This window comes from Microbulbifer mixtoriginis (SeqCode) (genome assembly GCF_052467705.1).
In genome coordinates this window covers 2,244,695-2,257,960 of record NZ_CP174322.1, presented here as the reverse complement: position 1 = coordinate 2,257,960, position 13,266 = coordinate 2,244,695, and the positions used below count along the sequence as shown (strand labels likewise).

At 47.9% G+C, this 13,266-nt stretch carries 13 protein-coding genes and 1 riboswitch; of the genes, 9 read left to right on the top strand and 4 right to left on the bottom strand.

Features of this window, described 5'->3' with window-relative positions; genetic code table 11:
* The first annotated feature begins 159 nt into the window (after positions 1-159).
* Both ACJJIB_RS10115 and ACJJIB_RS10110 read left to right on the top strand, forming a co-directional pair.
* Positions 160-1,821 carry a nitrite/sulfite reductase gene (locus ACJJIB_RS10115; protein WP_444888781.1) on the top strand — a complete coding sequence of 554 codons (1,662 nt, stop codon included), beginning with the start codon at positions 160-162 and terminating at the stop codon, positions 1,819-1,821.
* On the top strand, positions 1,805-2,353 hold the full coding sequence (locus ACJJIB_RS10110) for a DUF934 domain-containing protein (RefSeq protein WP_444888780.1): 549 nt from the start codon (positions 1,805-1,807) through the stop codon (positions 2,351-2,353). The genes ACJJIB_RS10115 and ACJJIB_RS10110 overlap by 17 nt, the downstream gene beginning before the upstream one ends.
* A 189-nt stretch (positions 2,354-2,542) precedes the next feature.
* Here ACJJIB_RS10110 and ACJJIB_RS10105 read toward each other — a convergent pair whose 3' ends face one another.
* The 3 genes from ACJJIB_RS10105 to ACJJIB_RS10095 form a co-directional block, all read right to left on the bottom strand.
* Complete coding sequence (locus ACJJIB_RS10105; protein WP_252085585.1) at positions 2,543-3,151, bottom strand: IQM protein middle domain-containing protein; 609 nt, start codon at positions 3,149-3,151, stop codon at positions 2,543-2,545.
* A 546-nt stretch (positions 3,152-3,697) separates the two neighbouring features.
* Positions 3,698-4,498 (bottom strand): nucleotidyltransferase domain-containing protein, encoded by an 801-nt coding sequence (locus ACJJIB_RS10100; protein ID WP_444888779.1) that lies wholly within the window; start codon positions 4,496-4,498, stop codon positions 3,698-3,700.
* Between the two features lie 138 nt (positions 4,499-4,636).
* Positions 4,637-4,948, bottom strand: a complete 312-nt coding sequence (locus ACJJIB_RS10095) for a hypothetical protein (RefSeq protein ID WP_444888778.1) — start codon at positions 4,946-4,948, stop codon at positions 4,637-4,639.
* Between the two features lie 168 nt (positions 4,949-5,116).
* A riboswitch (TPP riboswitch) is annotated at positions 5,117-5,233 on the top strand.
* A 57-nt stretch (positions 5,234-5,290) separates the two neighbouring features.
* Here ACJJIB_RS10095 and ACJJIB_RS10090 point away from each other — a divergent pair.
* From ACJJIB_RS10090 to ACJJIB_RS10060, 7 genes are all read left to right on the top strand, one after another.
* Entirely contained in the window at positions 5,291-7,456 is a 2,166-nt protein-coding gene (locus ACJJIB_RS10090) for a TonB-dependent receptor (protein WP_444888777.1), read from the top strand.
* A gap of 153 nt (positions 7,457-7,609) precedes the next feature.
* Entirely contained in the window at positions 7,610-7,873 is a 264-nt protein-coding gene (locus ACJJIB_RS10085; RefSeq protein ID WP_444888776.1) for a hypothetical protein, read from the top strand.
* Entirely contained in the window at positions 7,866-8,537 is a 672-nt protein-coding gene (gene pnuC / locus ACJJIB_RS10080) for a nicotinamide riboside transporter PnuC (RefSeq protein WP_444888775.1), read from the top strand. Before ACJJIB_RS10085 ends, pnuC begins: the two co-directional genes overlap by 8 nt.
* 99 nt (positions 8,538-8,636) lie before the next feature.
* On the top strand, positions 8,637-9,431 hold the full coding sequence (locus tag ACJJIB_RS10075; protein ID WP_444888774.1) for a phosphotransferase: 795 nt from the start codon (positions 8,637-8,639) through the stop codon (positions 9,429-9,431).
* Between the two features lie 233 nt (positions 9,432-9,664).
* Complete coding sequence (locus ACJJIB_RS10070; RefSeq protein ID WP_444888773.1) at positions 9,665-10,126, top strand: nuclear transport factor 2 family protein; 462 nt, start codon at positions 9,665-9,667, stop codon at positions 10,124-10,126.
* A gap of 158 nt (positions 10,127-10,284) precedes the next feature.
* Positions 10,285-10,728 (top strand): YtoQ family protein, encoded by a 444-nt coding sequence (locus ACJJIB_RS10065; RefSeq protein WP_444888772.1) that lies wholly within the window; start codon positions 10,285-10,287, stop codon positions 10,726-10,728.
* A 393-nt stretch (positions 10,729-11,121) separates the two neighbouring features.
* On the top strand, positions 11,122-11,784 hold the full coding sequence (locus ACJJIB_RS10060) for a class I SAM-dependent methyltransferase (protein ID WP_444888771.1): 663 nt from the start codon (positions 11,122-11,124) through the stop codon (positions 11,782-11,784).
* Between the two features lie 101 nt (positions 11,785-11,885).
* On the opposite strand, the gene ACJJIB_RS10055 is transcribed toward ACJJIB_RS10060, so the two are convergent.
* A complete protein-coding gene (locus ACJJIB_RS10055; protein ID WP_444888770.1) occupies positions 11,886-13,178 on the bottom strand; it encodes a phosphoinositide-specific phospholipase C-related protein in 1,293 nt (430 codons plus the stop codon).
* Between the last annotated feature and the right edge of the window lie 88 nt (positions 13,179-13,266).

Sequence of the window (13,266 nt, the reverse complement as noted above, 5' to 3'; positions counted from 1 at the left end):
TTAACAGCGAGCTGCTTATAACTGTTGGTTACAGACATAGCGGAAAATATTGTTATTTATTGCATAAGCGTACTGGTATGTTAGGCGCCAGCGGAGAACCATCCGGGGCTTGCCCCTCTCTCCACCATCCGCGCACAAAGGCAATGGAATCAAGCTGTTATGTATCGATACGACGACCGGGATCGCGCCATCATCAATGATCGCGTTGCCCAGTTCCGCGGCCAGACGGAACGTTACCTCGCCGGCGAGTTGAGTGAGGAACAATTCCTGCCACTGCGCCTGCAAAATGGCCTCTATATTCAGCGACTGGCCCCCATGTTGCGCATCGCCGTGCCCTACGGCCTGCTCAACAGCAGCCAGCTGCGCCGTCTCGCGCGCGTCAGCCGGGACTACGACAAAGGGTACGCGCACTTCACCACGCGCCAGAACCTGCAGTACAACTGGCCCCAACTGGAAGATGTACCCGCTATTCTGGCCGAGCTGGCCGAAGTGGAAATGCACGCAGTTCAAACCAGCGGCAACTGTATCCGCAACACCACCTCTGACCCCTATGCGGGCATCGCTCTCGACGAAATTGCCGATCCGCGCCCCTACTGCGAACTGATTCGCCAGTGGTCTACCTTCCACCCAGAATTCGCCTTCCTGCCGCGCAAGTTCAAAATCGCGGTTAGCGGTTCCGAGCAGGACCGCGCTGCAATTCGCGTACACGATATCGGTGTGCAGATTGTGAAGCGCGGCGAAGAGATTGGCTTCCAGGTGCTTGTCGGTGGCGGCCAGGGCCGTACACCGGTTATCGCCGAAACCATCCGCGATTTCCTGCCGGAGGAAGATCTGCTTTCCTACTTGGAAGCGATTGTACGGGTATACAACCAGCTGGGCCGTCGCGATAACAAATACAAGGCGCGCATCAAGATTCTGGTGAAAGCCCTGGGCCCCGAAGAATTTGGCCGCCGTGTGGAAGAAGAGTGGCAGTACATTAAAGATGGGGTTGAGAAATTGACCCCAGAAGCTCTGCAGTGGGCCAAGTCCTTCTTTACCGAGCCTGACTACAAGAGCTTTGATGGTGCAGCCAGCGAGGCGGCCCTGCAGCAGCAGGCTGATAGCGACAAGGCTTTTGCGCGCTGGCTGGAGCGCAATACTTACCCTCACCGAGTACCGGGTTACCGCGCTATCAAGCTCTCCACCAAGCCAACGGGTGTGCCCCCCGGTGATGTCACCGACAGCCAGCTTGAGGCCATCGCCGATCTGGCCGATGCTTACAGTTTCGGCGAAGCCCGTGCCACCCACGACCAAAACGTGGTTTTGGCCGATGTGGAACAGGGCCAACTGTACGAGCTGTGGCAACAGGCGCGCAAACACGGCTTTGCCACACCCAATATTGGCACTCTCACCGATATGATTTGCTGTCCCGGCGGCGACTACTGCTCCCTGGCCAACGCCAAGTCGATCCCAGTCGCCGAAGCCATTCAGCGCCAATTCGACGATATGGATTACCTCTACGACCTGGGCGATCTGAATCTGAACATTTCCGGCTGCATGAATGCCTGTGGTCACCACCATGTGGGCCATATCGGCATCCTCGGTGTGGACAAGAAAGGCGAGGAGTTCTACCAGATACAACTGGGCGGCAGTGCTTCCAACGAAGCCAGTCTGGCCAAGGTACTGGGCCCCAGCTTCTCTCGCGCAGAAGTTACCGGGGTAATCGGCAAGATCCTCGATCTCTACATCGAACAGCGCCAGACAGAAGAGCCCTTTATCGACACCTATAACCGCATCGGCCTGCAGCCCTTCAAGGAGAGAGTCTATGCCAAAGCCAGTTAAGCTGGGCCCACAGCCGGGCAACCCCTCCGAGCTAATTCTCAATGGTGAGGTCAGCGCCAATGATTGGCAGCTACTACCTCAACTGGAGGAAGAGGAAACCATTGATCCAAATACCCTGCCCTCCGGCAAGCTGATCCTACCGCTGCGCCAGTGGTTAGCCCATCGGGAGGCCCTGGCAGAACGCAGTGCAGAAGTGGGGGTCTGGATAGACAGCGACGAAGGTGCTGAGCTTATCGGCAACGAGGCAAATAATTTTCCGTTGATCGCAGTTAACTTCCCGGCATTTGCCGATGGCCGCGGCTTTACCGCCGGCCGCATGCTGCGCGAGCGCTTTGGCTTTAAAGGGGAGCTGCGTGCGGTGGGTGGCTTTATGCGCGACCAGCTCACTTACCTGCAACGCTGTGGCTTTAACGCCTACGCTTTTGAAGGCAACCAATCCCTCACCAGCCTGAAAGAATCCCTACAGGATTTTGGGGACAGCTATCAGTCCGGTGTAGATCAACCTCTGCCAATGTTCCGCAGACGCTTCTAAGGTCGATACTCGACAGAGTGTGCCCCTGTCCACATTGGCAAGGGCACACTGCTTCTACCCCGGCATTGTCCTCTTCTATTTCCCAATTAAATACCTTGCCTGAACCCCCTCACAAATCTCATATACAGAAAACCGAGGTCGACCCAAGCCCTTTCCAGCTTCCCCACTATTAAGCACCAACCAAACCAGCTAGATCGCCGCATCGAGAAGTGCTAACCCATTACCATAAACAACATCGGGCCCAGCCCCCGATACACGAAATGGTATCTGATTCAAATCCCCACCGAGCGTACTAATAGCAAGCGCCACCCGCTTCAATTCCCGGGCACCTGGCCTGTAGTGGCCACTGTGGTTATTGACCTCAAGTATTTGATAACCAGCACCCAGCACAATGGTTCCTGCACCCAACACCGAGCCACCAGCCAGAAATGAGGAATGATGGAAATGACCTAAATTTTTTCTTCCGACATAGAAATTACGCTGTGAATCCACAACATAAATTATGTTGCCCGCAGTGTTTTGCAGGATACCCAGCTCAAACCTTCTTTGCGGAGGAATAACCAGCATGTTTCCTGTAAATGTGGCCAGATGTTTCTGCCTATCCCGGTCGGAGAGATAGCGGACATTGCCATTACGGCCATGGGTCGCCTGGTGGTTGGGATGATGAACTTCCGGCCAATAAGGAGTGGCTACCATTTTTGCCCCCCTTGAGCGACCTAAAAGCCCCAGCGTTTTCAATGTAGAACGCAAATGTCTCCAGCGACTTCTTGCTCTCTGCCTTTTCTCTGCCTCAGTCATAAGATGCTTCCTTCCATCCGGTGAATAAAGTTGAAACAGGGGATCTCCCTAAAGTTCACTGAAAGAATATGGAAAGCAGCATGAACTGCTAATGAATACTATGAGTTTAAAAATGCCTCAAGGTGGAAATTACCCTTCACCTGTAAGACCCATGTAATGGTACCCAGAAATTTTTAAACCATTATTTAAAAGGGAGTCATGATAAAAGCTCGCCTCCCGTGAAATAGAAAGAAGAAAACTTGATGCTTGAGTTGCATTTACAATACAAGCAATATCTACTGAGAAAACTACAGGAGGTTTAACCAATCCATTTACATCCATACGGAATGGTAAAATTGTTCAACTGCTCCCTGAAAAAGTAGTGCCAGGACCACCGGTAAGCGACCTAATTCCAAGCGGCAGAGCTATGCCAGCAAAAACAAAAGTCTTTGTTGATTTTTTGGAAAATGAACTAACTTAAGCTTGAAAAAAATAGAGCTGAGAAGCCGAGAATAAAATACCCACTATCCAAGCTGAATCAGCCAGGCCCCAAGCTTTAAAGAAATATTACTTAAGATTTACACCAAGCACCCAATGAAAAACCTTATCAAAACTTTGTAAATCTAATTTAGGTCGCTCTTCAATTGAGTTAGCCACTCCGCGATCCAGCTTGGCATTAATCCAGCTATCAAGCTGACCATCCAGAACCACCAACCTGCCTTCATCCACCCCCTTTTTCTGCTCAATCAAATTGACTATCAGCTTGAATAGCCATTCCTCTTGATCATCCTCTAGTAATTCTTCGCACATTTGCATAAAGTTGACTGGAGGGATTGACAGAAATCTTTTTATATAAAGCGCATTCAGAATTGAGCGTATTACATATAACAGCTTTTTAACCTTAATTTCCTTAACACCAGCGTCCTTTTCTTGCACAAATTTTGTATAACAGTTAAACCCCATGCTGATATAGTGATGCGCTAAGGCCCGCGGCTGCCAACACTTGAGTGCCAGGCTCCGAAGTTCATCCAAAACCTCTTGCCGTTTGAAATACACTTTTGGTGAAAACAGCCACTCGATTAATGTCGGATTGCTGCCCCTTAACAGTCCCAGGGTTTTATTGATATCCCAGCCAACAAGGTCAAGCTCATCCCCCAAGGTCTTATCGAAAGGCACTTCTACAACATCTCTAGGAGTCCCAAGTGTCAAATAGTGGTTAAGATCTCGCTTGTAAATAAAACGTACATCCCAATCACTATCCGGCGACTCAAAGCCCCACGCCCGACTACCAGACTCACAGGCATATAAAATTTCTATACCTTTCTCAGCTTCAAGTGCTTTTAATTTTTCTTGTACTACCAATTCCATCAATTTCTCTCTACCAATCTACCATGGGCAATGGACAAAAGTTACTATTCAAGAGAGTGACACTGCCTTTGAAATGCCACTATTAGCCCCTTCAACGTAGGAAGTCACCACACGATGAATACTTGCATATACCCTACTCTACCTACCGCCCCTTTTCTGCACCTTGTAGCCACCAACCAAATACCCCAGCAACGATCCGATAAGCACAGGGATAGAGATCAAACCAATCAGCAACCAGCGGTCCTGCTTAAAATGCACATCGAAGTGAACTAATGCGGTATAAGCAACTGCACCCATCATTACAACAATGACAAACATTACAAGCCAAGTGACAAAATTTGCTGACAAATTCAAACCGCAGCTTTTACAGACACATTTTATCGAGTTGAGACCACTACACCAGCCAATCAGAGAGATAGGCTTCTCATTACAACCAGGACAATTTTTCACTGTTACTCCAACACCTAAATCTAGCCACAGCCTGGCAACCGAAAACTAAAATTATATTGGATATCCTTCAATACCAATACTTCTGCCCCCCATAGCCAGGCGGTCCAATCTCACTCAAAAACGCCTTCCTGCCCATAAAAGGCAAAACATCTGCTATCATCGCGCCCGCAAAAACCTAAGGGGTGGCCAAGGCCTGAGATGCAAAGGGATCAAAAAGATCACCTTAAGCAAACCCTTGAACCTGATCCGGTTAATACCGGCGTAGGAATAGGTAGGCGTGCCAAAGCCCTCCCCTCGTCGCTCTCCGGGTCTCTTTCATTAGTGTTGATTCGAGAGAGAACCATGAAAAAACTGTTCACAATCCGCCCGATTGCTCAATCTATCGGCCTTGTGGCTGGCCTGTCCGCTGGGCTAGCAATGGCCGCTAAGCCCATGGAGGACGGGCTTGAGGAAGTGGTAGTGACAGCTCAATTACGTGATACCAACCTACTAGATCTACCCGGCAGTGTCAGTGTAATCGGCACCAGCAGTATTGAGGCGCGCGGAGCTGGAAGCCTGGACCAACTCCTGAACATGGCACCTAATGTCAATTTTTCTACGGGCGCCTCACGGGGGCGCTTTATCCAGGTTCGCGGTATCGGTGAACGCAGCCAATTTATCGACCCAGTAAACCCTTCAGTCGGCTTGGTTATTGATGGTATCGACTTCACAGGCCTTGGCCTGGCCGCCAACACCCTGGACATAGAACAAGTCGAGATTCTACGAGGCCCGCAAGGCACCTTGTATGGCGCCAATGCCCTAGCAGGCCTGGTCAATATGCGCAGTGCCGCGCCCACTTCAGAAACAACGGGCAAAGTCTCCGCCGAGTTGAGTGAATACGGTGGTCGCAGCCTTACCGCCATTGGCAGCGGCAGCCTGAATGAGCAGCTTGGCTACCGTATAGCCGCCAGCGAGCGAAAGTCCGACGGCTACATGGAAAATCAATATCTGGGCCGCGATGACACGAACAATATTGATGAATCCGTACTGCGCGGTAAGCTGGCCTATTCTCCCAGTGACGATTTAAAGCTCGACTTCACCCTTTTCTACCTTGACGCCGATAACGGCTACGATGCCTTCTCTCTATACAATACCCGCAAGACCCTCTCCGACAAGCCCGGTCGGGACCAGCAGGAAAGCTGGGCTGGCGCTTTAACTGGGCAGTGGTCTGGTAACGAGAATTTCACTCTTGAAGCCACCCTAAGCCATGCCAATTCCGATACCGAATACGGATACGATGAGGACTGGAGCTATATCGGATTTCACCCTTTGGAATACAGCCAAACTGACAATTACCAGCGGGACAAAGACAACGCCAGCCTGGATTTACGCCTGCTCTCCACTGAAAGCTCCAAACTCTTTACGGGGCGCACTAGCTGGGCACTGGGGGTTTATCATCGTAATGAGCAAGAAGACCTCCTGCAGACTTCAGGAAAAACTAAAGGCACAATCACGGAATACAGTTTTTTTAGCAGTGAGTTTGATACCAAAAACAGCGCTGTTTACGGACAGCTGAGCACCACACTAACCGACGCTCTCAACCTGATTACCGGGCTTCGCTTGGAAAAACGCAGCGCGGATTATTCTGATTCCTATTCCACTAAGGCAGATAGCAATGAGGATTTGTGGGGTGGAAATATAACCCTGGAATATCATTATTCTGAAGACACGCTACTGTACGCCACCGTTTCACGCGGCTATAAGGCAGGGGGTGTGAACGGTGCTATCATCGCAGAGTTCGCGGGTAATGAAGAAACTTACAGGGAGATGTTCGAGTTCGATACAGAGCATTTGCTTAACTACGAACTCGGCGCCAAAGGCAACTGGCTGGATAACCGCCTACAGGCGCAGCTAGCAGCTTTCTACCAAGACCGCAGCGATGTTCAAGCCAAACAATCACTCTTTAATCCAGAAAGTAAAAAGTTTAGGGAATACCTGGGTAATGCAGCAGGTGGTGAAACTTACGGCTTTGAGGCGGAAATAAATTTCCAAGCCACGGATACTGTGCGCCTCTTCGCTTCTGCAGGCTGGCTAAACGCCGAGTTTGAAAACTTTATAAGCAGTACACACGTAGATACAGAGAAGGATAAAGAAACCGGCACGGTACTATCGGTAAATCTGGATGGGCGTGATGTCGCTCATGCGCCAAGCTATCAGTTCTTCACTGGCACCGAGATTGATCTCACTACCCACTGGGTACTGCGTCTGGAATTGGAAGGCAAGGATGAGTTTTACTTCTCTAATAGCCACAATGAAAAATCCACGGCCTACGAATTGGTTAACGCCCGCCTCACCTATCGGCTTGATAATTGGGAAGTCTCTCTATGGGGTAGAAACCTGACAGGTGAGGATTACTATACCAGAGGCTTTTATTTCGGAAATAACCCAGTTAATGGCTATACCTCAGAGGCTTATTATCAACAGGGTGAACCACGTATTGCCGGGATAACCGGTACTTATACTTTCTAATAGGACACCTTGTATTTTAGCAAATAGCCAATGGTTAACGCCCGTGAATTATCAGATACATAGCTATCTGATAATTCACGGACTTAATCGGGTTGGATAGATAAGAGCCAAGGATAGTTACCCCCTGGATCTCGGTGAATAATGAGAAAAGCTATGCAGCTCTCCGCAGAAATCAGCATGTACCCTCTTAAAGATGAGTACATACCCAGTATTCGAGCCTTTATTGAACGCCTGAATAGCCATTCAGGCCTGAGAGTAATCACTAACACTATGAGCACTCAGGTATTTGGCGAATATGATTTGCTAATGGATGTTCTCAAAATAGAAATGCGCAAATCCTATGAGCAATTTGGACGCGCTATTTTTGTTTGTAAATTTATTGATGGCGACCTAGCCCCGGCCAAACCCCATGCTTAACTCAGAGTTCCTAGAAATTCTGCGCACCTCAATTGAAGCCATGTCTCTTTGGGAAGTGGCAGCTGTTGTTCTCGCCCTTGCTTACCTGTTATTGGCGATGCGCGAGAAAATCAGCTGCTGGTATGCTGCCTTTATCAGCACGGCAATCTATTTAGTTTTATTTTGGGATGTCAGCCTGCTAATGGAATCAGCACTGCAAGTGTTCTACCTGGGCATGGCGATTTTTGGCTGGTGGCAATGGCGTCATCACGAGGATAAAAACAAAGACTTAAGAATTCATCGCTGGCCACTGCAAACCCACTTGATAGTGATTAGTGGTGTTTTCCTGCTAACCCTGGTATTCGGTTATCTACTAGATAACTTTACCAGTGCCGCCCTACCCTATCTCGATTCTTTCACCACTTTGGGAGCTGTGGTGACCACCTACATGGTGACCCGCAAAGTTTTGGAGAACTGGATCTACTGGATTGTAGTGGATGGGGCCTCCATCTACCTTTACCTGGATAGAGGGCTCTACCTGACTGCGCTCCTCTTTTTGCTCTACGTGGTATTGGTTGTTATTGGTTTTTTCCAGTGGAGATCCATCTACAATAAGCAAAATCAGGCCGAGCAGCCCGGGCTAACCTCTTTAACGGGAAGACAAGCCTCCGCCGCTTTACAGTAGCAATTCGCCCTCTCTATACCTATGAGCCAAAGCCTAAGCGACATCATTCCCTGCGACTGGCATCAGTGGAGCCAGTCCAGGCCTAGGTTTATACGGACCTTGGCAGGTGGGCAGACCAATCGAACCTATTTAGTTTCATCAGGGGAAGAGCTCCTGGTTATTCGCCATAACTCCCCACTTAGCCAAGCACTGGATCTCGACCGGGCAACAGAGGCCCAAGTCCTCAACCAGGCCACTCGCGCCGGGCTCTGTGCTCCCCTTGTCTATTGTGACCCTCAATATCACTATTTGGTAACAAGGTTTATTCAAGGTAAGCCCTGGCACAAAGAGGGCCCCAGCTCTTTGAAGCGGCTTGCCAAACGACTTAATAGCATTCACTCTCTCCCGCCGGTTAAGAACCACCTGGATATTGATCAGAAAATAGACCGCTATTGGTCATCGATTAATACTCGAGCTGATTTCTATCCACGCCTTAAACAATTACACCGCGAACTATCCAGCAGTATTAGCGCTTTAAAGGCTGCAAATGATACTCCCGGTCTCTGTCATAATGACCTAACCAAAGAAAACCTGATCGAAAGTACCAACGGGGAGCTAATCGCAATCGACTGGGAATATGCTTCCATGGGAGATCGATTTTATGACCTTGCCGCTTTGGTGGAGGAGCACCAATTTTCCCCTGCGGAGCAACAACAGCTACTGGTCAATTATCTCCATCGCCCACCAAATGGAGATGACAGGCAGCGCCTTTACCATTGGCGGCTTATCTATAAATATCTATGTGTGCTTTGGCATGCACTGCAATGGAGTGCAAAAAAGGCCTCTTGTGACTCAAGCACCATCGAATCTCAATGCCAGGCGATATTAGAGTTAGCTGCATCCCGGCCGGATTAGTAGCTCCTTAGTAAGCCCACCTCATCAACCCGGCAAAAGCCCTGCCGAGCCCCCAAATAAACATAACAGGAATTAAAGGGGAGCCTTTATGGGTGAAGCCTTCCTAAATAATACAGCTCAAGATACCAACCACATAAGATCAGTATTGACCGGCCATTGCTTTGCAAAGATATAATCACTGCAGACCTGCACAGGTTTCCATCAAAATGCATGAGTATAGGGAGATACACATTATGACCAGAACTTTCTTCGGCTTGCTACTCCTCTTCGTCACCGCCAGCTGCTATGCCGACAAGAGGCCTGAAGCTTTTAACACCATCGACAAACTTTTTGCCGCCATGTCAAATTTTGATCATCAGGCAATGAGAAGTACGGTTACTGATTCATTCATCCTTTTAGAACATGGGGAGATCTGGACCATAGAGGATCTTGTTAATGTAGTTAAGCCCGCTGGTTACACCCGAACGAATTACTTCAGCATCATCAACTACGAGCAGCAAGGCGAATTACTGACTGTCAATTATTGGAACAAAGCCAACTTTACCCAGAAAAACAAAAGCGAGGATGTTATCTGGCTGGAGAGTGCCGTCCTAGCGAAGGTAGATGGGAACTGGTTACTCCGCCAAATGCATTCTACCCGGCTACCAGCTGGTAAAACGCCAGATAAAGTAACCTTTATCAAGCAAAAACTCTAACTTTAAAGTTAAGCTCAATGTGCTGGCCTTAGGGCCAGCCCTACATTCACTGTAGAGGCTGCAGCCAATACCGTGTCTTTTCCTATCCACTGCAGCATCATGTAAAATAAGCCACAGCTATACGATACATAGTGCTTATTATCCCAAGAGGCGGCCCCATGAAGCTAAAAGTGTACCTTTCCGGTGAAATTCATTCTAACTGGAGAACCCAAATTATAGAGGGTTGCAAAAATCTAGGGTTAGATATCACCTTTTCATCCGCAGTGACTGATCACGATGCCAGTGATGCGGCGGGTGACGGTCTTGGTGAAGAGCCCAACTCTTTTTGGCGTGATCATAAATCGGCCAAGGTCAATGCCGTCCGAATCAAACACTCTATTGAGAACTGCGACCTGGCGATCATTCGCTTTGGAGAAAAATATAAGCAGTGGAACGCCGCATTCGATGCCGGTTACTGTGCAGCTCTGGGAAAGCCTTATATCACCCTACACGATGAATCCCTGGTTCACGCCTTGAAAGAAGTCGATGGTTCAGCCCAAGCCTGGGCCCAGAGCCCTGCACAAGTTATCGATATTCTGAAGTACCTCACTACCCAAGCTTAACGCCATATGTCACCAGCGCCGGCCAATAACCGGCGCTGGTTTGTCGTATAATCGCTCACCTTCATTTTCCCCACTCTTTTAATCTGTAGCTACTTATGCCTGGAGTAACTGATCGGTTTTCCCTTGATATGACCTATTAATCCATTAGCATTTCATACCAACATCTTCATGTTTTGCTATATCCCACTGTGTCCAACCAATCCATCAATAGATGGCGCAGACATAAACCGAGGCAAGGATACTGACCTTAAAGGCCACAAATGTACGATTCATATAATTAAACTCAGGAGATCAATTAAAAGGTTCAGGCGGGTTTCCCACGATAGACGCTTACATCCTCAATCAGGAGCAACCTTATCAGCTATCGGCCACCCCAGTAGCTTGGAGAGTATCATGAGAATAAGTAAAGAAGTCTGGAAGGGCCAAGCCGCATATTCCAAGACACTGTTATGGCTATATGATTTTTGGGTGTTATTTTTATCAAATCGCTTTATTTGGCGCTGCCCTACCCCAACAATTCTTCAGCAGTTTGATGAAAATGTAAGCGTCAACCACTTGGACGTGGGTGTCGGCACCGGCTATTTTATGGATAAATGTCATTTCCCCTCACCTCATATCAGATTGGCACTTATGGATTTAAACCAGAACTGCTTGGATATCTCAGCAAAGCGTGTTGCAAGATACAAACCTATTCTATTTCGCACAAACGTACTGGGTGAAATGCCTAATGATATAGAGCCATTTGATTCCATTTCTGTTAATTATTTATTCCACTGCTTACCGGGGAGACTATCAGAAAAGCTTATTGCCATAGATTATCTTAATAAACTACTCTCAGATCATGGCACTATCTTTGGCTCTACAATTTTACATGAAGGTGTTCACAAAAGTGCAATCGCCAAACGATTAATGACCTTCTACAACAAGAAAGGAATATTCTCTAACACCCTAGACAGCCAGAAAGATCTGGAAAATTTCCTGCAAAGCAGATTCTCAGAATATTCAATAGAAATTCGGGGCTGTGTTGCACTTTTCTCGGCAAAGAACAAGCGATAAACCCAGCCCCCAACAATTGCGAGAATACTTGGTAAATATTACTTCATCATTAAGGCCACCTCTCTCCTTGATTTCCTCCTATGTGAAGCAGCAGTATTATTCTATTGTTTGTTCACACCCTTTTGCCAAAGGCCTTCCTGATTTAGATCGTGATACGCTAGCCAAACTGTGGAAGCCCCAGCTCCGATCTTGGCACTCATAAGGCGTGCATTGTCATAGCCATTGAATGGAACATCAAAAACTGATCCCGGATACTCATATTTACAAGCCACTTCTCCCTGAGACCAGTCCGCATCAGCAGCAGTAATCTTCCATTCACCTTCATCACGGCAAGCAAAGCGGTAGCTTTTGGAGCACGCCACATCATTAAAACGACCGTTCGCCTTTGAAATAGCGCAATGCTCATTGCCATTCCAGTTGTTCGGCTCCGTACTTTCCCAAGACCAGAGTAGGTCTTCGGGCTCAAGATGCCCCGCACTACCATCGCCATTGAACCAGAACATTTCAAATATATTGAGCCCACAGGAAAGATAGCTTTTTACATTAGACTCAGTGATTTCTTTGTCTTGCGGCCCTTTACCACCACTACCAATGCCATAAAGAGTGCTTGGATCGTGTAACCGCGTCATTTGCTTGCTTGCCGAGGTTGTCATTAACTCACAAGTATTGGGATCTGTGGGTTTACTAAATTTGTCTTTGTAGAACCCCTGATATTGCAGACCGAGATGTACCACAGACCTAAAGCTCCCTGATTGTGGACAGATTAGATCCGTATTTACAACGACTATATTTTTTCCAGAATCCAACACATTCTGCTTACTCAAGGAATCCACAGGTAGGCCGGCACAACGATTAGATCCCCCTCCAGAGAAACTCGCCTCATAAAGATAGCTTCCTAACTCAGCTCTCAACTGACTGGCTATCTGGCCATAATGATCAGAATTTATTTCAAGTTTCAACAAGATGACTGACTGAGCATTCCCCTCTTCCAACCAACGAACAATACTTTCCAGCCCACGGCGAAACTTTTTTTCACCACCAAAGCAGACACCATGACATAACCGCAGCTGATTCTCCCCAAAAAATGTTCCGTAATCTCCGACATCTAAAGTAAGCTCACGCACACCGGATTTTAACTGATCATAGATTGAAATATCCTGATTGGGATCCGCCCAGTAGGCACTGTCCCATTCCCGCGCATTATAAGAGTTGTGGGTACCCACCCATTGCGAATGGTTGAAAGGCACATCTTTATCTAACTGTTCTTGCAGGGACAATTGTATAACACCCTGAGTTGTTGTCGACTTGACATCCGGAACTAGAAAAAGGCCCAGCATGAGAATTACTAACCGCCCATAAAGGGATGATTTGATCATTTGTTTTTTTCTTATCATGATATACCCTCGCCACTATCGTGACTTTATTGTTTATTTTATTTATTTGTTTACTTATTTAACATCAAATAACAACCCTAAAATTAGA